10 protein-coding genes are annotated in these 22,958 nt (G+C 55.3%); 4 read left to right on the top strand and 6 right to left on the bottom strand.

What is annotated here, in order from left to right:
• Nucleotides 1–63 precede the first annotated feature (63 nt).
• The 3 genes from hemN to LPW13_RS00440 all read right to left on the bottom strand — a co-directional run bounded on the left by hemN (nucleotide 64) and on the right by LPW13_RS00440 (nucleotide 3,719).
• Complete coding sequence (hemN, locus tag LPW13_RS00450; protein WP_230437488.1) at nucleotides 64–1,470, bottom strand: oxygen-independent coproporphyrinogen III oxidase; 1,407 nt, start codon at nucleotides 1,468–1,470, stop codon at nucleotides 64–66.
• A gap of 102 nt (nucleotides 1,471–1,572) precedes the next feature.
• The gene (mmsB, locus tag LPW13_RS00445; RefSeq protein WP_230437487.1) at nucleotides 1,573–2,481 is read right to left on the bottom strand and encodes a 3-hydroxyisobutyrate dehydrogenase; all 909 of its coding nucleotides are present in this window, start codon (nucleotides 2,479–2,481) and stop codon (nucleotides 1,573–1,575) included.
• A 131-nt stretch (nucleotides 2,482–2,612) separates the two neighbouring features.
• Nucleotides 2,613–3,719 carry an enoyl-CoA hydratase/isomerase family protein gene (locus tag LPW13_RS00440; protein WP_230437486.1) on the bottom strand — a complete coding sequence of 369 codons (1,107 nt, stop codon included), beginning with the start codon at nucleotides 3,717–3,719 and terminating at the stop codon, nucleotides 2,613–2,615.
• Between the two features lie 360 nt (nucleotides 3,720–4,079).
• Between LPW13_RS00440 and ettA the strand changes: the two genes are divergently transcribed.
• Nucleotides 4,080–5,744 (top strand): energy-dependent translational throttle protein EttA, encoded by a 1,665-nt coding sequence (gene ettA, locus LPW13_RS00435; protein WP_230437485.1) that lies wholly within the window; start codon nucleotides 4,080–4,082, stop codon nucleotides 5,742–5,744.
• A 210-nt stretch (nucleotides 5,745–5,954) separates the two neighbouring features.
• On the opposite strand, the gene LPW13_RS00430 is transcribed toward ettA, so the two are convergent.
• Nucleotides 5,955–8,990, bottom strand: coding sequence for a TonB-dependent receptor (locus LPW13_RS00430; RefSeq protein ID WP_230437484.1), 3,036 nt, complete (start codon nucleotides 8,988–8,990; stop codon nucleotides 5,955–5,957).
• 702 nt (nucleotides 8,991–9,692) lie between these two features.
• Nucleotides 9,693–12,527: a TonB-dependent receptor gene (locus LPW13_RS00425; RefSeq protein WP_230437483.1), complete on the bottom strand. Its 2,835-nt coding sequence runs from the start codon at nucleotides 12,525–12,527 to the stop codon at nucleotides 9,693–9,695.
• Nucleotides 12,528–13,405: 878 nt separating this feature from the next.
• Here LPW13_RS00425 and LPW13_RS00420 point away from each other — a divergent pair.
• Nucleotides 13,406–16,906: a LamG-like jellyroll fold domain-containing protein gene (locus tag LPW13_RS00420; protein WP_230437482.1), complete on the top strand. Its 3,501-nt coding sequence runs from the start codon at nucleotides 13,406–13,408 to the stop codon at nucleotides 16,904–16,906.
• 72 nt (nucleotides 16,907–16,978) lie between these two features.
• Complete coding sequence (locus LPW13_RS00415) at nucleotides 16,979–18,337, top strand: serine hydrolase domain-containing protein (protein WP_230437481.1); 1,359 nt, start codon at nucleotides 16,979–16,981, stop codon at nucleotides 18,335–18,337.
• Nucleotides 18,338–18,526: 189 nt separating this feature from the next.
• Here the strand turns inward: LPW13_RS00415 and LPW13_RS00410 are convergent, their stop codons facing one another.
• A complete protein-coding gene (locus LPW13_RS00410) occupies nucleotides 18,527–20,692 on the bottom strand; it encodes a glycoside hydrolase family 11 protein (RefSeq protein WP_230437480.1) in 2,166 nt (721 codons plus the stop codon).
• A gap of 555 nt (nucleotides 20,693–21,247) precedes the next feature.
• On the opposite strand from LPW13_RS00410, the gene LPW13_RS00405 reads away from it, so the two are divergent.
• Nucleotides 21,248–22,957: an ATP-binding protein gene (locus LPW13_RS00405; RefSeq protein ID WP_230437479.1), complete on the top strand. Its 1,710-nt coding sequence runs from the start codon at nucleotides 21,248–21,250 to the stop codon at nucleotides 22,955–22,957.
• Nucleotide 22,958 lies beyond the last annotated feature (1 nt).

Below are 22,958 nucleotides of genomic sequence, written 5' to 3'. Positions count from 1 at the left end.
GGGTCAATGTTCTACTGGTGGTTGTTCTATTGGTGTGTTCAGAATTGTATCTGCAACCGGCGCTTATAGCACCCGCGAGTAGCGGGCGTCCGAGCACGCACCATGCAGATGGGTGTCAAAGGACGCGGCGATATTGCGCAGGAACCAGCGCCCGCGCTCGGTGACGACAAAGTCAGTCTGGGTCTCTTCCACCAGGCCATCGGCAATCAACGGTTGCAGCCGGGCAAGATCCGCACGGAAGTACTGTGTGAATGGCACCGCGGTGCGTTGTGAGAGCTCGCCCTTGCTCACGCGCAGGTGGCACATCAGCTCCATGATCAACCACCGGCGCAGCCGGTCGTCCGCGGACAGCTGCCAGCCGCGATGGATTGCCTGGCCCCGCGCCGAGATCGCCGCGGCGTATTCCTTCAGGCGGTGCGCGTTCTGCCAGTAGCCATCGCGGCTGTAACTGATCGCCGAAGCACCCAGCCCCACCAGTGCGTCAGCGGGCATCAGGGTATATCCCTGGAAATTACGTGCGAGGCGCCCCTCCCGCGCCGCTACCGCCAGGCCATCCTCCGGGCGCGCGAAATGATCCATGCCGAGAAACTGGTAGCCGGCATCGGTCAGCCGCCTCGCCGCAGTCAACTGCATGGCGATCTTCTCCATCGGCGACGGGATCAGGTCGCAGCTGATCAGGCGCTGAGCCTTGAAGCGGTCTGGCAGATGGGCGTAGTGATACAGCGCGATCCGGTCCGGTGCCAGCGCCAGCACGGTATCGATAGTCCGCTCGAGACTGTCCACATTCTGCCCCGGCAGCCCGTAGATCAGATCGTAGGAGATAGATTCAAACCCGCGCTCGCGGGCCCGCTCAGTGAGCGTCCGCACCTGTTCCGGGTTGCAGATACGGTTGATGGCCTGCTGCACTGCCGGATTGAAATCCTGAATCCCCATGCTGAGCCGGTTGAACCCGAGGCGCTGCAGTGTACCCAGAGTTTCCAACTCCAGGGTGCGCGGGTCTGCCTCGATACTGTATTCCACGTCGCTGCCCGCGCGCAGATCAAAGATCTCGCCAAGCCCCGCAAGCAAACGTTCCAGATCCGAATCGCTGAAGAAGGTGGGCGTGCCGCCGCCGAGATGCAATTGCACTACCGGCACCGCGGCCACTCGGTCCCGATACCACTGCGCTTCCTGCAGCAGATTACTCAAGTAGCTGGAAGCCAGACCATACTGGCGGGTGATGACCTTATTGCAAGCACAGAAATAACACAGCGAACGGCAAAACGGGATGTGTACATATAAGGAAAGTGAATCCACCTGTTGCAGTGAGGACCAGGGCTCCGCGCCCGCTAATGCGGTAAATCGATCTGCGGTGGGGTAAGAAGTGTAGCGCGGACAGGGGCCCGCATAACGGCCCAACAGTTCGGGAGAGAGCGATGCATTTATACTTTGCGCCGCGCCGGCATCACCGACTTCCTGATTGAGCCCCATGATTGTGCCCTCGTTCTTTGTCTCGCCACTTTCGAATGACGAGACAGTACACTGCCCGGGGTTAGCGCCAATTGATCCAGGTCAACTGACGCAGCTTCGGCCTCAGTTGCCCACGGGACGCCGGAACAGGTTCTGGATGCTGGAGAAGTCCAGTGCGCGTATATCGGGATCGCCGCCGTGGAGCTGATAGAGGTTTTTCGCCAGCGCACCAAACGGCGTCGAAGAGGCGCTGCCTGCTGCCGTATCCATCGCAAGTCCGAGATCTTTCAACATCAATGCCACGGAAAATCCCCCGGCATAATCCCGCGCGGCGGGGACATCTTCCATCACTCCGGGGTAGGGGTTGTACTTTTCCAGTGACCAGTTGCCGCCGGAACTCGCGCGCATGATCTCGGAGAGCACACCCGGATCCAAGCCATTATCCACCCCGAGCTGCAGCGCCTCGGCGGTGCCGATCATATGAATCGCCAACAACATGTTGTTGCAGATCTTGGCCACCTGGCCACTACCTGCCGCGCCGGCGTGAAAGATATTCGCCCCCATGGCCGCGAGCACCGGCCGCGCACGATCCACCGCACTGTCCTCACCGCCACACATAAATGACAGGGTCCCCGCCGCTGCCGCCGCGGTACCGCCGGATACCGGCGCATCCAGCGCGTGGATACCGCGATCGGTGGCGGCGGCAATGACCTGTCGGGCGTCGTCCGCAGCAATCGTGGAGCAATCGATTAACAGGGTGTGCGGATCCATGACCTGCAACAAACCGCCCTCGCCCAGGTACAATCCACGTACCGCTTCGCCGCTGGGCAACATGGACACTACCGCGTCCGCGCCTTGCACCGCACTCCCGGCACTCGCCGCTTTTTCACAGCCATTGGACGCTGCCTGATCCAGGCTCGGTTGTGACAGATCAAACGCGGTGACCGAAAATCCTTTCTGCACCAGATTGGCCGCCATCGGCCCACCCATATTGCCGAGGCCGATAAAGGCGATGTTTTTGATCGGGTTCATTGGTTTAACTCCATGTATTTATTATTTTTCCAGGGTTGGATGGTGGATCTTGGTTGGTGCATGCGCAAGCTTACCCACCCCACAAAATTGCGTGACCACCGTAGGGGGATAAGCGCAGCGCATCCACCGACTCAGTTAAGGTCCGACAGCGGACTTTCAGCCCACGGCGCCCTGAAGCAGGCCTCCACCAGCTCCGTTTTAACATCTTCCAATCGCGCCGGCTGCCACTGCGGATTTTTGTCCTTGTCGATCAACAGTGCTCGCACCCCTTCTTTTACCTGGCCGTTGCTACACATGTTCACCGCCAATGCCAGCTCCATACGCAACACATCCGCCAGGGACATATGACGGGCGCGGCGCAGCTGCTCCCATACAATCCACGCCGTCAGCGGGCAGCCCGCTTTCATGGTGGCAGAAGCGCGTTGCAGCCATTTATCGTCGCCATCGTAGCTGGCAATGGTGTGGTAGACATCCGGCAAGGTGGCGCCATCGGTCAGCGCCTGAATCGCGTCGTAGTGGGTGCGCAGGTTCGGGGCCGGCGGCTCTCCGGCGGACATTTCCAGGCTCTGCACGGCTTTACTCACCAGAATATGGCGCTGCTCGGGGTCCGAAGTAAATTCGGTGGCCGCCAGATCCGCGAGCAATGCTTCTTTCTGGTCGCTCGGCAGCAGACGGTCGGCCATCCCGCAGTAGAGCGCATCGGTGCCGTTGAACTGGGCCCCGGTGAGGCCGAGGAACAGGCCGGTACGGCCGGGCATACGGTTCAAAAACCAGCTGCCGCCCACATCGGGGAACAGGCCGATGGTGATCTCCGGCATGGCCATGCGTGTGGTTTCGGTGACGATACGGTGGCTGGCACCACTCATGATGCCGATACCGCCGCCCATGACGATACCGTTGCCCCACACCACGATGGGTTTGGGATAGGTGTGAATCCGGTAGTCGAGACGGTATTCCCGGGTGAAGAAGTCTTCCACAAACTGACCGGCCCCCTGTTCCCCGTAGCTACCGGAGGCTTTGTGCAGCGCCACCACATCGCCACCCGCACACAGGGCTTTTTCCCCGGCGCCTTCAATCCAGATACAGGCGACACTGTCATCTGCTTCCCATTCATCCAGCTGGACGGCCATCAAGTCGATCATCTCGAGGTTGAGGGCGTTGTGGGCTTTGGGCAGATTGAGCGTCAACTTGCCGATGGGGCCCTGACGTTCGACGATGAGAGGTGATTCCTGGGTCATACTGGTTCCCGCTAGTTCTGTTTGGGCAAAGTTAAACATAGATGGGCGCGCACTGGCATTACCCGGAGCTTCGTACTCGGCATCGCGAAAGTAAGTACAAACTACAGAATCCAAAGCGAAGGCGCTGATACCGGGAAACCCCATGCGAGACCTTCTAAAACATGGACGTTTTAGAAGAGCCCCCATGGATGGGTTGAGGGGGGGCGCCTAGCTCGTGTCTCGCATGGGGTTTACCGGTAGCAGCGCCACCACTAAACCGTCCCGAAAACTACCGTGGAACTATCCTCCAACCGTAGGTTGAACTTTCCTACCAACCTGCTAACTTGCGCGCAAATTCTGACCGACTGGAATGATGCTCTAATGGCTGAATACGTATACACAATGAACCGCGTGGGCAAGGTTGTTCCGCCCAAGCGTGAGATCCTGAAAGATATTTCCCTGTCCTTCTTCCCTGGCGCCAAAATCGGCGTACTCGGCCTGAACGGTGCCGGCAAATCCACCCTGCTGCGCATCATGGCCGGGGTCGATCAGGACTATAATGGCGAAGCCCGTGCCATGCCCGGCATCAAGGTCGGCTACCTGCCCCAGGAACCGCAGCTGGACCCGGCCAAGAACGTACGTGGCAACGTCGAAGACGGCATGCGCGAAGCCATCGACGCCCTCGCCGGCCTGGAACAGGTCTACGCCGACTACGCCGAACCCGACGCCGACTTCGACGCCCTGGCCAAGAAGCAGCAGCAGTTCGAAGACGTCATCCAGGCCTGGGACGCCCACAACCTGGAGCACCGTTTAGAGGTGGCCGCCGACGCCCTGCGTCTGCCGCCGTGGGACGCGGATGTGAACAACCTGTCCGGTGGTGAGAAACGCCGCGTGGCCCTGTGCCGCCTGCTGCTGTCCCGCCCGGACATGCTGCTGCTGGACGAGCCCACCAACCACCTCGACGCCGAGAGTGTGTACTGGCTCGAACGCTTCCTGCACGACTTCGACGGCACCGTGGTAGCCATTACCCACGATCGCTACTTCCTCGACAATGTGGCCGGCTGGATTCTGGAACTGGACCGCGGCCACGGCATCCCCTGGGAAGGCAACTACACCACATGGCTGGAACAGAAAGAAAAACGCCTTGAGCAAGAGCAGAAAGGCGAGCAGGCCCGCGCCAAAGCGATGCAGAAAGAACTGGAATGGGCCCGCCAGAACCCGAAAGGCCGCCAGTCCAAGAACAAGGCGCGCCTGTCCCGCCTGGAAGAAATGCAGTCTCAGGAATTCCAGGCCCGCAACGAAACCAACGAGATCTACATTCCGCCCGGCGAGCGCCTGGGTGACAACGTGATCGAGCTGATCAATGTGAGCAAGGCGTTCGGCGATCGCGTATTGATCGACGACCTGTCGTTCCGTGTCCCCAAAGGGGCTATTGTCGGCATCGTAGGCGGTAACGGCGCCGGTAAATCCACCCTGTTCCGCATGATCAACGGCACCGAAAAGCCGGACTCCGGCGAGATCAAAATTGGTGAAACCGTACAGATCGCCAGCGTCGACCAGAGCCGTGAAAACCTGGACGATAACAAGACCGTGTGGGAAGCCGTGTCCGACGGTCACGACATGCTCAAGATCAACAACTACGAAGTGGGCTCGCGCAACTATATCGGCCGCTTCAACTTCAAGGGCAGCGATCAGCAGAAACGCGTAGGAGAACTCTCCGGTGGTGAGCGCGGCCGCCTGCACCTGGCCTACACCCTGAAACAGGGCGCCAACGTACTGCTGCTGGACGAACCGTCCAACGACCTGGATATCGAAACCCTGCGCGCCCTGGAAGAAGCTCTGCTGAGCTTCCCCGGCTGTGCCATGGTGATTTCGCATGACCGCTGGTTCCTGGACCGGGTAGCGACCCACATCCTGGCCTATGAAGGCGACAGCAACGTGGTGTTCTTTGAGGGCAACTACACCGAGTACCACGAGGATTTCGTGGCGCGCAACGGTGAAAATGCCACGCCGCACCGGATGCAGTACAAGAAGATCAAGACCTGATTTTTATCAGTCATCGAATACAGAAGCCCGCATTTTTGCGGGCTTTTTTTTGCCCGAAGCCGCGGAGCTCCAGCTTTATCACTTTCAACTTAAGATCCCAAATCAAATCAAAACGAAAAAAGCCCCGACCTGATGGTCGAGGCTAAATCTACTAAATTTAAAAGCCGGCTCCAAAGGAAACCGGTCTTTATTCGACAAAATTGATGCCTATCAGAAGTCGTAAGATGCCGTCAACATCACATAACGGGGTGTCTGGTAAGCCAGAGGTACATTGTAAGTATTGCTAACGGTGTAAGGCGCATCTTCTGAGGTCACATCCACTTGTGTTGCTTTGGTTTCGTTCAGCAAGTTAAACACGTTCATACTCAAGCGCAGCTTTTGATCCATGAAAGCCGGCGTATACGTCAAGCCCATATCAATGGTGCGAGTCCACGGGGTACGCTCTTTACCCGGCTGTGCTACGTCACCAAAACAGGTGTGATAGCTAGCACGATATCCAAGAGGGTCACCTGCTGGTGATGCTTCGTCGACTTCGCCATTGGGGTTGTAGTAACCAAGACAGCTTACCGGCATACCCGATAGGACACGCGCATTAGCACTGAGCAGCAATTCCTCGGTTAGCGCGTAGCTACCGCGAATTTTCAGCTGATGACGGCGGTCATTAGCCAAGTAGCCATTGGAAAATTCCATCAGTTCCGCCGCATCCCAGTCTTGGGTTTTGGAGATACTGTCTTGACCGAACTCGGACTTGACCTGTCCTTCCGTGTTGCCTTGTAGCTTACTGTAAGTGTAATCCACCCGCGCTTCCCACTTGCCATCGAATGGGCGTTCGATAAAGAGATCAATCGCGGTGTATTCACGCTTCAGATTCGGCATACCCCAGTCGTCAGCACTCATCGTTACTTCCGTACGGGTACCCGTCGGGTTTCCATCCGCACCGATATTAGCGAGGCTGAAGGTATTGGTACCGCCCGGGTTAAACATGTAGCAAGATTCCATAGCTACAGAATCAAGGTCTACGCCATTGGCTTCCAGCTTCAGCTCCATTCGATGTGGATCACACACATCATCGATACCGGACTTGAGGTCACGGAACGTAAACTTCCCGCCATAAGTCCAGTCGTCACCCAAGGTTTTCTCGAAACCGAGGATAAACTCATCCTGATACATATTCTCCAGATCCGCCGGGGCGAAAGTCTGGGGGTCTACCGCCTGACCATACTCTCCATTGGCAGATACAGGTCCGGGGCTTAGATGCTCATCAAGAACCGGCGACCCGTCTTCATTGACATCGGAATATGTATAGTAGTCACGGGTATAAGTCGCAGCTGACGCACCACGAATGGCCACACTGTTCGGCATCGCCAGATAGTAGCGGCCGGCGTTGGCATACACCTTCAGAGAGGAATCACCAAATACATCCCAAGCGGCACCCAAGCGCGGCGCCCACTGGTCGTCAGATTCCAAGTAGGGATCACCGTCGACATTGTAATTAGTAAATTTGTCATTGCGCAGCCCCAAAGACAATAGTACATCCGGAGTCACTTGCCAACGGTCTTCCAGATAATAGGCATCCTGTGCCAGCTTCATGCTGGTAGCTGTTTCGTAGAGGTACTTTTGCACAAAATACCCTTCGCCACCCGGATTACCCACGCCCAATGCGGCGTTAATGTCAGCTGATGGGTCTGTGGCCCGACTGTAAATCCATACATCAGTTTCTTGAGAATCCCCCTCGTTGGCGGCCTCAAACTCCATATTATCCACACCTAAGGTCAGAGTGTGATCGCCAACTATCCATTCAAGATTCACCCGAATGCCATCGGTATAATCTTTGGCATTGCGACCTTGATAGCCACCGGCAAGGTTGGGTCTTGGATTGTCGCCAACTATGGACGGATCCTGATTGAGGTAGCCAGAAATATACGGATAAACGGTATCGCCACCCAGCTCATTCTTGTAAGAAAAGCTCCCGTGACCATACATCGCTGTCAAGGTTAGATCATTAGTCAGATAACCGGTGTAGTTGAGAATAGAAAATTCACTTCGGTTATGAGTAGAGTTCGGTGCCGAGTCCAGCGCCTCACCGCGGGTGGAGGTTTCAAAATCCCAGGCGTTAAAGCTGCCTTCGTCAATTTCTTCTTCACCCATGTAAGTATATTCGAGCAGGTGATCTTCAGTAATGTACCAATCCAGCTTTGCATATACTTTGTTATTTTCACTATCCCAGTCTGTAACACGTGGAGTGCCATCTGCATAAGGGGAGTTCTGTGACTCTTCCATTTCGGTCTCGAAGGATACAAAACCGAATAGTTTATCCTGAATCAGTGCGCCACTGACATAACCGGTGAAAGTCTCCCCCCACGATAGGTTCTCACTGCCGTCCTCTCGTTTAGTACCAACCAGGTCAGGGTTGGTGTATTCATAACCTTCCGGCAACTCCATATCCTGAAAGTAAGTATCCGGCCTATCAGACTTCAGCCCCTTAGGGGTGAAAATAACTTGGGTGCCGAATTCCAGTTCATTCGAACCACGCGCACCGACCTGGTTAATAACGCCTCCTGAAGAACGACCATATTTGGAACCGTAACCACCGGTAAAGGTTTCTTGCTGGTCAACAGACGCATAAGGCAAGCTGAACCCACCCAAGTTAGACAGAGGATCATTGGCGAGAAAACCATTGATGTAATAGGCATTTTCAGAAACACCGGCGCCACCAAAAGAAACCATATCGCCAAAGTAACCGCTTGCACCACCATTTACACCCGGAGCGAGCAGGGCGATATTTTCAGCCGAACGGCCCATGGGCAAGCGCTCAAGCTGTTCTGCGGTTAAAACTACACGAGTGTCTGTAGAGCTAACATCAATTGCCGGCGCCAATTCGCCACCAACTACCGTCACTGTTTCCATCATGGCATCATCGCCAAACGAAACATCAGAGCTTCCGCCGAGACGCACAGGAATACTGCGAGAACCAACAGTTTCACCATCCTGCTTAGCGGTAACCACGTAAGTTCCAACAGGAAGAGATCCGACGTTGTAGCGGCCAGACTCATCAACCGTAATAGTGCGGCTAAAACCACTATTATTCTTGATAACTACAGTGGCACCTGCGGGTGCACTACCATAAATACCACCAGTCGTACTCTGTGCAAAAACTGCAGGCGCACTGGCAATTGTTGCCGTTCCGATAGCCAACGCCAATGCGCTTCTGGCGAGATTATTACGTAGATTGCGAGTAGAACTCATTGAGAGACCCCCTTGGTCATCGTCATTGTTATAAATTGAGTTACTTGATGCCCCCAAGCAATCAAGTTCCCAACACATACTCATAACGAGCGGGAGATCAAAACCCTCATTTCCTACCCAACAAGACAATCTGCACTTTCCCACCCTTTCGGTGTGTGCTGTCCCTTTCTCATAATCCACAACGATACAAACTACTTAAAAAACAATAACTTACCAAAAATATGTATTCTTGGCCGCCGGCGAGAGCACCAAAATAGATCGAAGGATTAAAAACTATAAAACCGGAATTAATTATGATGAAAACGCTAATATTCTGTAAATATACTCAAGGCATCCCTTTAAAAAACCACCATTAGGACGACTTAATCTTTTTCAGAAAATGTAGCTATCACCTTCATAACAATCATCTCCACTATAATTCCACCTTGGAAAACGAGTAAAAGTGGGGCATAAAAGTCACAATTGGCATTATATTTAGAAGCTGAAAGGCTGCCTCAATGAAGGCGTGCCGGAGAAAATACCGCGAAGTGTAGTGGTTAACTCTTTTTGGCAGTGACGCCCTTGCCAGTCGGATTGTCTTCCCTTCGGTCGGGGTGACGTCGCCCTCTTTCAGACGACCGGGTTTGCCGGCTTCGCCGGGCAAACAAAAAAGGCAGCCCGAAGGCTGCCTCAATGGAAGGTTGCGGAGATTAAGCCGCGGGATCAGAAGGAGTAACGGGCACCCAGTGCGAAGGTGCGGCTGAAGATGGCCGTATTCAGGTTATAGATATCGGCATTCTCATAGTAGGTTTGATACTCCTCATCCGTCAGGTTGGTTGCATCAAAGGTAACCATGAGGTTGTCTGTCACATCGTAACTGGCCTGGAAATCCACACTGGTTTCGGCGTCATTATAAATACCCAGCGGATTAGCAAATGAGCGCGCCTCATAGGTATAGAGGAAGTCGTCACGCCATACGTAGGATAGACGCATGTCCAGATCGTTCTTGTCGTAGGCAAATACAACACTGTAAGAAGAGTCCGATACACCGAACATCGGCGTGTCCGTCATACCGGTTTGATTCCCTTCCGCGTCGTATACTGGAATTTCCTGCTCGGAATCCAGTGCGGTATAGCTGGCCTGAATACCAAAGCCATCGAGAAGTTCAGGCAGGTTCTCCGGGAAGTAGGTCAGCCCCAGCTCCAGCCCTTCCAGAACACCGTTAGAAGTGTTAGCGGGCTGGGTCAGGATGTAAGTATCACCCTGATAGTCAATTACGCGAGCGGAATCGTGAACAAAGCCCTCAATGTCGCGACGGAACAGCGTTCCGTATAACGCACTGGAGCTGGAGAAATACCATTCTAAAGCCAAATCGTAGTTCTGTGATTTAACCGGCTCCAGGTCGGGGTTACCACCAGTTGCTGTGCCCAACTGCGCATCTGTCACACCGGCCTGGTAGTAGGTGAATGAATTGAGCTGATTGAAATTGGGACGTCGAACGGTTTCCGTGTACGAGAAGCGAGCAATCAGATCGTCGGTAATATGCAATCGAGTCGAAAGACTTGGCAGCAAATTGCTGTTGCTTGCAGAAGCGCTACTTTGCGAACTCTCACCGGTCTCTTCATTGAAATCGAAGAAGTCCATATCCGTATCTGCATTTACGTAACGCAGACCAAACTGGCCGTCGACTATTTTTCCAGCAACAGTCGTGTCGAAATCGGCTTCGATATAAACAGACGTGGTCTCCTCTTCAACCTCAAAGGTTTTCCGCAGAGCCTCTGCTTCGAGGCCGTACATTGCGCGTACTGCATCGGCATTTTTACTCAGGTAGTAGCCATTTGCGGATACCCATTCGGTAGGGATATTGGCCCGCCCGTCGAAAAAGCCGGAAGTAGTAGAGGCCAGCCCATCAATTGAATCCAAAGGAACAGCATATCGTGCAGTCTGATCTCGACCAGCTTCGGAAGCGCCGCGAACATCGTGTCGCAAACCAAAACGCAGGGTGTGAGCGCCACCAAATGCAATATCCAGCTCGCCGTCCACATCAAATGTTAAGGCATCACCCTCACTGGAACTTCCGTTATCGTAAAAGTTGGAGGTACTCCACTGACTGGCATCTGTCAGGTCACTTTCATCAACGTCAGGAGTGGAGGGATCGTCGTAGTACTCCCATGCGAGTGTGCCTCCTCCGGTATTGAAATCTACTCCCACGCCATAAGCTACACGGTCAGCCTGCATGGCGATAAAAGAAGTCTCATACTCGCTTTTCTGGTAGTAAACCTCGGACTTCAGGCGGAAGCTTTCACTGATATCCCAGTTCCCGCCGAGGGCATACACATAACTATCAGTTTTCCCCTCCGACAGATCACCACTGGTAAAGCCGTATGGGTAAATGACTTCGCGGGCTTTAACTACGTTGGTTCCATCATAGATGTCAAACTCACCACCATTTGGCAGCGCCGACGCGTCTCCCCAGTAGTCCACATTAGTGAAATTCAGCGAGTTGAACGATTCATTGCGAAAACCGTTATAAAACATCTCAAACAGGTATTCAGATGATTCATTCGGTGCCCACTGTAAAGAAATATTTGCAGCAGGGCGTTCACGCGTGCCGGTGAGATCATTCTGGAAGATGGCATCGCGAGATAGCATATATTCCGCTTCTTCACCCCCCACTACCAATGTTGAACCCGGCGCATTTGAAAGCCCCTGTTCCAGACCCGGGGTCCAGTTCTGGACGCCCCAGAATTCTGGGTCTACTGCCCAAGGCTCCAAACTGGTTGCGGAATACACAGAACGAATAATCTGGTTAGGCTCCATATTCGCAGGTGCGTCAGCGGTAGCGTAAGGCACTACTGCGCCGGGTGCCGCATTCTGATCTCGGTAATTGGTTTCTGCATAAGAAAGGTTGACCAGAGCACCGAATTCACCGGCACTGGTTTCCCAACGATTGCTGAACAGGCCACTCAAATTCGGATCGGTGGAATCGGCTTGCTCCTGGTAAATCCCACGGCCGGCCAGAACAACCTTGCTGCCATCGAAATCAAATGGGCGCTGGGTTCTGATATCAATCTGTCCGGCAATGCCACTCTCAATCTGGCTCGCGGAGCGGGTTTTATAAACGTTCACCCCTTTCAGCAGGCTCGCTGGAACATCAGCCAGGGCAACGGAACGGCCTGAGGACGTAAAGATTTGCCGGCCGTTGACGGTAGTGGTCACATCATTCAGACCGCGAATTGAAACCGTGTTTACTTCACCGGCGCCACGGTCGGTCACCTGTACACCGGAAACCCGTTGCAGGGCCTCAACCACATTGTTATCAGGAAACTTGCCGATATCCACAGCAACAATGGAATCCACTAACTGGTAACTATCTCTTTTAATATCGAGCCCTTGCTCAAGACTCGCACGCACGCCGGTAACCACTACCTCTTCCAGCGTAGCCCCTTTGTCAAACTCCGCATCATAGTCGGAATCCTGCGCCAACGCCGTCGCACTCATGCCCCCAAAGGTGGTGACCATCGCGATAGACGAACTGAGTAGATGTCGCTTGAACATATTGTCTCTCCCATCTGGAGTTTTTTATTGTGTTGCCGAATTCCGGAGGGTGTATTCACCGCTCCCGGCCTTTCCGCACAAACATTTGCGCGGGTTACTGCCAACCATCCGTAAGAACAACAGATCCGATCACTGTGTGACCGCAGCTGCTCCATCAATCAGATTGAAGGCTTCAGGGGACTGGTAGTGATCTATGAACACGAACCCCATTTCGGTTTCGGGCAGATGAGAGCCGCTCAGGCAGACATGAGGGGTACGCTGACGACACGGCGTGCCGACGGCTGAGGGATAAACGGGGAAGTCGTCTCTCGCTCATCGCTGGACCTCGACTCTCTTATTATTTGGTGCTCGTCTCGGCAGTACCGGCTTGCACTCTGCTTATAGTTCGGTGATTTTCACCGCTATTTGTATTACTATTTGCCATGCTATCCGCATATTTTGAACTCGTCAACGCGGTTTATACGCTTTTTATTATACAAAATGACGATTAGAGCAAAAAACACCACGAAAATAGGCACTACATCCACTCCCCGCCACATATCCCTCAATCGCCTTCATTCGGGTTCACTTACAGACCGTCAATCGACAATTGACGCATAATTCGTCCAAATATGGTCAATTAAGCCACAATTTCGTTGAATTTCCAGCCAAAACCTTTTGCGGGCAGCAGTAAGTTTCACGCAAAGTGAATCCCTACAGGTCAAAATATTATTGTAATACGATAAACCTATTGGCAGGATTGCGAGCCCCTTGGCCGGAAAATGGAGGCAGCGCTGCCACCGGGACCGGGCCCAGAGCGTACAGTGGCATCGAACGCAAATGGGCGGGATACAAAGCTGAGAGAAGACTCCAGATAATAAATACAAAAGGGATTCCCTATGGACGCCATCAACCGGGCCAGTTGCCTGGCCATCATCCTATCGACTCTAGTTTCTGCCTCCGGGTGCTTTGATTCCGGATCAGACGGCGGAAATAATGAATCTATAGTCACGCCCACCCCCGAACCGGAACCCGAACCGGAACCCGAACCGGAACCCGAACCGGAACCCGAACCGGAACCCGAACCGGAACGGGAGAAGATCCCGGATACCGACAATCCCACAGCCGACGCCGGCACCATCCAATTCAACGATATGGGCGTACACGACCCATCGGTGATCCGCGACAACGATGGCACCTTTTACGTTTTCGGCTCGCACCTGGCCGCGGCCAAGTCCACGGACCTGATGACGTGGGAGACGGTGTCGCAAGGCGGCACAACCTCTGAAGCGCTGAATGCCAGCCCGCTGTTCAACACTCTGGCCAGCGAACTTTCGGAGGGTATTGAGTGGGTCGGCGGCTTTGAGGGGAGCTGGGCAGCGGATGTCATCCAGATGAACGATGGCAGGTACTACTTCTACTACAACCACTGCGCCAACCCTGAAGCCACGACCGAAGAAGATGGCGGTGAGTGTTCGGCGCCCCGTTCCTACCTGGGCGTAGCGGTTTCCGACAGTATCGAAGGCCCCTATACCGATCTGGGTATTTTCATGCGTTCCGGCATGACCGCGGAAGAAATGGCCGCGGGTTACGGTCCCGAGGGCTTTACCGAAAGTGATTACGATCCATGGATCCATCCCAACGCCATCGACCCCGACGTCTTCTACGACAAGGACGGTAAGCTGTGGATGACCTACGGCTCCTACTCCGGTGGTATTTTTATCCTGGAAATGGATGAAACCACCGGCAAACCGCTGCCCGGTCAGGGCTTCGGCAAACACCTCACCGGCGGTGACCACAGTGCCATTGAAGGCACCTACATGCTGTACAGCCCGGAGAGTGACTACTACTACCTGTTCATGTCCTTTGGCGGTTATGTATCCACCGATGGCTACAACATCCGCATCGCCCGTTCTAGAAACCCCGATGGTCCATTTCTGGATGCCCAAGGCAATGATATGGCCGCAGCCCGTGGCAACTGGGAGAGCATCGCGCCCTACGGTGTGAAGATGATGGGCGGCTTCGAGTTTGCCTCCGATGTGGGCGACACCGACGGCAGCCGTGGTTATGTGGCACCGGGTCACAACTCGGCCTACTACGATGAGGAAACCGGCAAGCACCTGCTGATTACCCACACCCGCTTCCCCAATCGCGGTGAAGCCCACTCGGTGCGGGTACACGAGATGTACGTCAATGCCGACGGCTGGCTGGTGGCTTCACCACAGCGCTACGCGCCCATCGAAGGTGACAATATTGTCGACAGTAACGACCTGAACGGCACCTACAAGTTCATCAACCACGGCAAAGATATCAACCGCACCGCCAAGCCGACCCTTTACGTCACCCTGAACGACGACGGCAGCGTGAGCGGCGAGGTAACCGGGAAATATGTCCACGATGTGGAGAACCCGGCGCAGATCCAGTTCACCCTGGAAATCGATGGCGAAACCGTGGTGTACGAAGGCGTTACCCAATGGCAGTGGAACGCCCAAGCGCAGAAACTGGTGCCGGTATTTACTGCGGTTTCCGGCAATGGCCAATCGATCTGGGGCCTGAAGATGGATAACCAGAACAACGCCGATACGGTAACCGCCATCACGGCTGACTTGCGTCTGCCCACCTCCACCACCGCCAGCTGGATCGACCTGCCCACCCGCGGCACCCGCGGTGCGACCATCCAGTGGACCAGCAGTAACGAGCCGGTGATCAAACCCGATGGTCAGGTTATCCGGCCGAACGTGGGCGAAGGTGATCAGACGGTAACCCTCACCGCCCATATCGCGCTGAATGGGATTACCACCAGCACCAACTTCACCGTTACCGTACCGGAGCGCCAGCCCTATAACCGCACGGCCTGGTATCCGTTTGAAGATGATCTGACGGAATCCGCCGGACGCTTTGCTGCAGGCACCGCAACCGGCAGCACCCTCCTGGATACAGGCAGCAGCGTCACATTTACCACCGGAAACAACGGCCAGGCATTGCAACTGGACGGCAGCAGTGGGGTAAGACTTCCGGACGGGCTGATCGACAGCTACGAGTACACAGTATCTTTCTGGGCCAACCCGACAGCCTTAACGCAGTTCACCCCCGCATTTTTCGGCACCGTGAACGAGCAGACCGATGACAACAAGGAGACGCCCTCCAATCGCTGGCTGAGCTTCGTTCCACAGAGCTGGGATGGCAACACCATGCTGTGGAGCAACAATGATGGAGCCTACCTCGACGGGACCGCTGGCGAACAGATTCCCGAAGGCGAGTGGACACACATGGCCTTCGCCGTGGATAACGGGCTGGTGAATGTCTACCTGAACGGCGAACAGAAATTTTCCGCTGGTACCGTGGAGGACTTTTTCACAGAAAGCAGCGGCACATTCGCGCTGGGAGTCAACCACTGGGACGCGGCGTTCAACGGCCTGATCGACGAGCTGAAGATTTACGAAGCCGCACTCACCGCTGAAGAAATCCGGCTCCTGGATGTCGACCACAAAACCGATGCCGAGTTACTGGCGTCCGCCGCCGCACTCCTCGACCTCGGGGATCTGTCTGCCGTGGTTGAAGATATCGAGCTTCCGGTAACCGGCCCCTATGCGGCCGCGATCAGCTGGATTTCCGACAACCCGGCCGCCGTCGAGGTGGCAGGCGATTCCGGCGTCGTCACCCGCCCGGAAGGTACGGATGCAGAAGTCAACCTGACCGCAACACTGACACTGAATGGTGCCCAGGAAGTAAAAACCTTCAGTGCCACCGTGAAGTCCACCGGCCTGCCGGACCCCGTTGCCCACTTCGGCTTTGAGCACACCCTGGATGACACAACCGGCAATTTCGGTGCCGGTACAGTGGTGGGTTCCCGCGTCGAAGAGGCGGGAGGCGATATCACCTATACCAAAGGTGTCGTCGGCCAGGCCGCGGTATTTGATGGTGCATCCGGCGTGGTACTGCCCGATAACCTGATCGAGGATCACACCTACAGCTTCAGCCTGTGGCTGAGCCCGTCTGCACTGAACGCCTATACCACCAGCTTCTTCGGTTGGGCTTCCAATACCAGCTGGATCAGCCTGTTGCCCAACGGCTTTGGCGACGACACCATGCTGTGGTCCGGTGAAACCTGGTTCGATGCCAACACCGGCACCCAGATTCCCCGGGATACCTGGAGCCAGTTGGCCGTAACCGTGAACAGCGGAGAGGTCAGGGTGTACATCAACGGCGAGCAGACCTTCAGCGGCAGTAATTTCCCGGATGTATTTGGTCCCGCTACAGTGCGTCACTTCGCTCTCGGCGTAAACTTCTGGGACACCCCCTTCGCCGGCATGATGGACGAACTGAAGGTGTATGCGGACCCGATACCCGCATCGGACATACTGAAACTGTACCAAGCGGAACTGCTCAGCGAACAGTAAACTGCACCTAGCTCGAAAGGGGCGATTTCAGCAGCGCCCCTTTACTGTGAACCAACCGGAACTGTGAGACTCATGAAATTGCGAAAGATAAAAATCGCAGCCACGTCCCTCCTGGTCGCATCCGCGATCGCCATGCATGCCGCGGAAGCGGCACAGAAACAAGGGCTGCCACAACCCGAAACACCACAACAGTTCGTTTACCGGGACAACCTGCAAAAAGCGGAAGCTTCGGCGATTAGCGAGATCAACGCGCTGCTGCAAAGCTATGTGGACGAAGAAAAAGTCAGCAGCGTGGCCGCCTTCGTGGCCGTCGATGGCGAAGTGCTGTATTCCGAAGCGTACGGCTGGAAAGACAGAGAAAACCGTATCCCCGCTTCAGTGGAGGATTACTACGTACTGTTTTCCCAGACCAAAGCCATCACCACGGTTGCCTTCATGACTCTGGTGGAACAGGGGCTGGTGGACATCAACGATCCGGTGTCGAAATATTTTCCCGACATCTCCGATGAAGTCATCACCGCCATCAATGAGGACGGCAGCTACGAGACGCGCCCCGCTACCAGTCCTATGACCTTTGTGCACCTGATGGCCCACACCTCCGGACTGAACGCGGGCCTCGCCGGCGAAGCCCGCCTGGCAGACAGCGGTACACCAGGCATGCCACTGGGTTTTGATGGCAAGGAACCGAGCATCCAGCCCAGTGGCCAGCATACCGGTGGCGGAAACTACCAGGCGCGCTTTCTGGAAGAAGAAATGCTCGACCTGGCGAAATACCCCCTCGGTTTTGATCCCGGTTCGGAATGGAACTACCACGTCAGTACCAATATGCTCGGCTACATGATCGAACGCATCTCCGGTCAGCCCCTGCAGGAATATGTCAGGGAGAAGGTTCTTGAACCACTGGGTATGGAAGAGACGGACTGGTATTACGAGCCCGAGGCATTCGAGCGTTTCGTAAAACCTTACAGCCTGGTAGACGGGAAACTGGTTGCCGGCTCGGAAGTGTACAGCAAGGGGGCAGTCAGCTCCCAGCAGACCTATGCGGAAGGCGCCATCGGGCTGAATGGCCCGATTACGGATTACGCCAGGTTCTGTCAGATGTTGCTCAACAAAGGCACCTTCAATGGCAACCGCATCCTAAAGCCCGAAACCATTGACCTGATGACCACCGTAAACCGACTGCCGGAACCACAAGATGAAGACAACGGCTTCCGCTTCGGACTCGGATTCGAGCTCTACAACAAGCACAAAAAACCCGTGCCGGCGGTATCCAATTCCGCCTTTGCCTGGGGCGGCATGCTGGGTACGGATTACATCATCGATCCCGAAAATAATATGATCGCTCTGTTCTACATGAATATGTATCAGCGCGAGGCCCTCTACCCTACATTTCTCCGTCACGCGTACAAACTGAGCGCCCTCAACCAATAGTGGGGTTTCACTGCCATTCGCCAAACCTGAATCCGGCGGCGGCTTTCTGCGAGCAGCATTGCGCCGCCCTGGCGGCAGGTATGGGGGACTAGCAGATGAAGCCCAAAGTATGTCGACAGTTGATCTCCTTTAATCAGCAGCATCTGCGTTTATCCACCGCAGATGCTGCTGAAGCCTAAAAAAGAGACGTTATAAAGAAGCCACCGCCCGGCCGCTGGCCGGATCAATCCGCCCGGGGCACAACCCGCGGGCACTCAGGTTGGCGGCGATCTGTGCCACTGCGTTGTTGGTAGCACTGTATCCATCATGCATCAGAATAATCTCACCATCCTGCAGCTGATTGGCAGCATTGACGATGGCGGAGGTGCTGGCACTATTCCAATCCTGAGAGTCCACATCCCAGGTCACCAGTCGCATCCCCAGATCCTGTGCCGCTTGCTGAATAGTGCTGTTCACTTCGCCATACGGCGGTCGGTACAGCGTCGGCGTCGGTGCACCAGCGTTGACGATGGCCTGGGTGGCCTGGCTCAGCTCACTGGAAACCTGCTGGTAGCTGTAACTGGTCATATGCGGGTGGGTATAGCTGTGATTCTGCACCTCTCCCACACTCAGCTGCTGGGATACCAACGCGGGATTACTGTCTACCCGCTGCCCCCAGTTGAACCAGGTCACTGGCGTCAGATTGTGCTGCTGTAACAGGCCGACGAGGGTTGCGGTGTTGCTGTTGGGGCCGTCGTCAAAAGTGATCCCCACATAGCCGCTGCAATTAGTGCTACCACCACCGTCAGCAACCGAATCGCAATTGCCGCTGAAGCAGTCGTCGGTGTGCCCGAAGCCGATCACGCCACTGCAGTGCATGGTCTCGGAGTAGGAGCCACCACCGCATTCACCATTTCCGTAGGTCGCGGTGTTGTAGTCCATGTCCTCCGCCTGGCGTATTTCACCATTGACCTGCACATAGTCCAGGATCACATCACGCCCGTCGGCATCGTTGTCGTACTCCACATCCACATTGCCGAACGCAGTGCCGATATAGGTGTAGTCCTGGGCGCTGGTGCTCAACGTCCAGCTGGCCACCACGGTGCCGCCAACAATCAGATTGATGTGCTCGCTGCCACTGGTCCCGCGGGCGCGCACCACAATGTTACCAGAGGTGTCGCCACCGGAAGAGCTGCTGCTACTGCTACTACTGCTGCTGGTGCCGCCGGAAGATCCACCACCGCTGCAACTGCCACTAAAGCAGTCGCCGGTACCGCCAAACCCGATCACCCCATTACAGTGCATGGTTTCGGAATAAGAGCCGCCGCCGCATTCACCGTTTGCGTAAGTTGCGGTGTTGTACTCCATGTCTTCCGCCTGGCGGGTTTCACCGTTGACGTAGACGGAGTCGAGAATCACATCCCGGCTACCTCCGTCATTGTCGTACTCCACCTGCACGTCACCCACTGCGCTACCTGAATAGGTATAGTCCGCATTGCTGGTTGTCAGGTTCCAGCTCGCCACGGCGGTACCGCCGATCAGCAGGTTGATGTGTTCGCCACCGGCTGCCCCCCGCGCGCGCACCACGATGTCCGTACTGGACGGCGTATTGCTGCCGGAACTGCTTCCTCCCGAGCCGCCACCGGAACTACCGCCACTGTCGATGGTGATGTTGGAGTTGCCGCTGCTCTGGTAGCCCTCGGTGGCCATCACCATGTAATCGTGGCTACCGAGATTCAGGCCATGACTCGCCCAGGCGTCGAAATGATTGCCGGTGGTGATAGTGCCGCCGGTGCGCTTTTGCTGACGCACGCTCCAGTACTGGTAGAAAGTGGATGAGTCCCCCTCGATGGAGGGCTTATTGACCCGCTGGGTGCGGTAGATATCGTAGGTACCGCCATCGGTATTGACGGTGCCATAGTAGGTACCGCTTTCCCCCGGACGATAAGAGCCCCAGTTATCCACAATGTAATACTCCACCAGCGGGTTGCGGGTCCAACCGTAGAGTGTGAGATATCCGTTGCCGGACGGGTTGAAAGTACCGGAATAGGTGACGGTCCTGCGACCGCCCGGGTTCCAGCCCTTCCCGCCTACCCAGTTACCGGTATTGCTCCAGGAGGAGCTGTAATTGCCACCGGCGCCCAGGGTCATGGACACCGTGCCGGGCGCATCGGTCCAAAACGAATAGAAATACCCGTTGTGGTCGCCGGTCTGGTTGGAAGTGAGGGTCTGGGCACTGGCCGAGAATGCACCCAGGGCAGTGACGAGTGACAGCGCCACCGCCGGTATTTTGCCGCCGAGTCGGGCAGTGTTGCGGCGGGTTGTACGCCTGTGCTCTACGAGCGATGGCGTGAACAGATTGCGAAGATTTCTCATCAGATCGCGTCTCCATGTTGAGGATCATTATTTTTTTTGGAGAGGTCCCGCTGCGCATTTGCGGGAAATGCCCTCTCACACAGCCAACATGTTAGCGCTAACAAAATGAGTTCACGTCACTCCCGTGTCAACAAGTCCGCGAGAAATTCGCGAAAAAAACGGCAATTGGCGCGAGGATCACCCACAAAAAGCCACATGCATCACAGGTCTGTTCAGGGAAGAAAAAGGAAAAATACGTATTTCCCGAATACGAGTGATGGCGAGCCTGGCATACAAACAATGAAATTGGCGACAAAGATGACTTTTCAGAACGTTGTCAAGCGTTGAGTTCTGTGCCACAACCCAGGGAAACAGAAAGATTGCCGAGTTCCGTGAGTTTGATTAGGGTGACGGGGTACCGACGCCACTACAGACCTTGCCATGGACCGCTTAAACGGAGCGCAGTTGCCACTAAATCGCTATTTTCTGCCAGGCTGTCTTGTGGTGCTGGCCCTGTTAGGCGCCTGCGAATGGGCGATCGCTACCTGGATAGCACAGGAGTCTCAACTAACCGGTTTGGCCGCAAGAATGTTGTTGGCCGCCACACTGGTGGGAATCACCTACTATTTGCTGTATCGCCGGCAGCGGAGGCTCAGCAACCGGCTGGCGGCGATGCTGGTGGAGCAGGAAAAGCTCAGCGAACGGTTCCAGCGCGAACTGAGTGAGCACAAAGCCACTGCGCAGGCGCTCTCCGATCAGTTCCAGTTTCTTCAAATCCTGGTCGACGCCATTCCCGCGCCTATTTTTTACAAGGATGTCGGCGGTATTTACACCGGCTGTAACCGCGCATTCGAAGCTTTCCTGGGAAAATCCCGCGAGGAAATTATCGGCCGATCCGTATACGGGGTATCACCGGGGCCGCAGGCGCAGATTTACCATGAAAAAGACATCGCCCTGATGCGCCAGCGAGGTCACCAGGTCTATGAATCCCAGGTGGTCTACGCCGATGGAAGCCTCCATGATGTCATTTTCAACAAGGCCGCGTACGTACTGGAAGATGGCCGCCTCGGCGGACTGATCGGTGTGATCCTGGATATCACCGAGCGCAAGGCTCTGGAGCGCGACCTGATACAGGCCAAGGAAACGGCGGAATTCTACAGCCGCTCTAAAACCCGTTTCCTGACCAATATGAGCCACGAAATCCGTACGCCACTCAATGCCATCGTGGGCTTCAGCCAGGTGTTACTGAATCGCAGCCGCGGCACCAAGCTTCCACCAGACTTTCAACAGTTTCTGGAGAAGATTTCCATCAGTGGCCAGGGGCTGGCGGAGCTGGTCAACGATGTTCTGGACATCTCCCGTATCGAAGCCGGCAAGATTGAGGTGATGGAGGAGGACGTCCACTTACCGGAGCTGATCAATCGCATTCTGGTTTCATGCGAGCCGCAGGCGAGCACGCGACAACTGACTTTGAACAGCGATATTGATTCGGAACTACCCGATATTATCTGCACCGATCGTGGCAAGCTGTCGCAGATCCTGATCAACCTGATCAGCAATGCCATCAAATTTTCCCCGGAGCGCGCCTCGATCGATCTCAGGTTACAAAAGCTCGGAGAGGAAAAGTTATCCATAGAGGTGATTGACCGCGGCATCGGTATACCCGTCGAGCAACAGGCGATCATCTTCGAGCCGTTTGAGCAGGTGGATAAGTCCACTGTCGGCCAATCCCGCGGTACGGGACTGGGGCTCCCCATCACCCGCAGTCTGGTGGAGTTGCTGGGCGGGGAAATCAGCCTTGAAAGTGAAGACAGTGTCGGTACCTGTTTCCAGGTACTGCTACCGCTCAAAGAAGGGTGTGCCCAACGTGTGCAACCGGCAGTACAACATGTATCCGCGGCGAAGCTGGCCGGTACCAGGGTACTGGTTTTTGAAGACAACCCCCTCAACCAGATCCTGATGCAGGCATTTTGTGATGACCACGATATAAACGCGACCTTCGTTGCAGATGGCCAACAGGGCATTGCACAGGTTTGCGAAGTCAGACCCGATATGATTTTCATGGATGTACAATTACCGGGGCTGAGCGGCATTGAGGCAACAAAGAAGATCCGTCAGATGCCCACCATCGGCAAGGTCCCCATCATCGGTCTATCGGCAGCGGCCTTCAACGACCAGCAGCGCGCCGCGCTCAATGCCGGTATGGATGATTACCTGACAAAGCCGGTAGCATTTGCACATTTGATCGACATTATGCACAAACACCTGGTGACCGCATCCGACTGAA

Source organism: Microbulbifer celer, assembly GCF_020991125.1.
GTDB lineage: Bacteria > Pseudomonadota > Gammaproteobacteria > Pseudomonadales > Cellvibrionaceae > Microbulbifer > Microbulbifer celer.
This window is presented reverse-complemented; position numbering and strand designations above follow the sequence as displayed.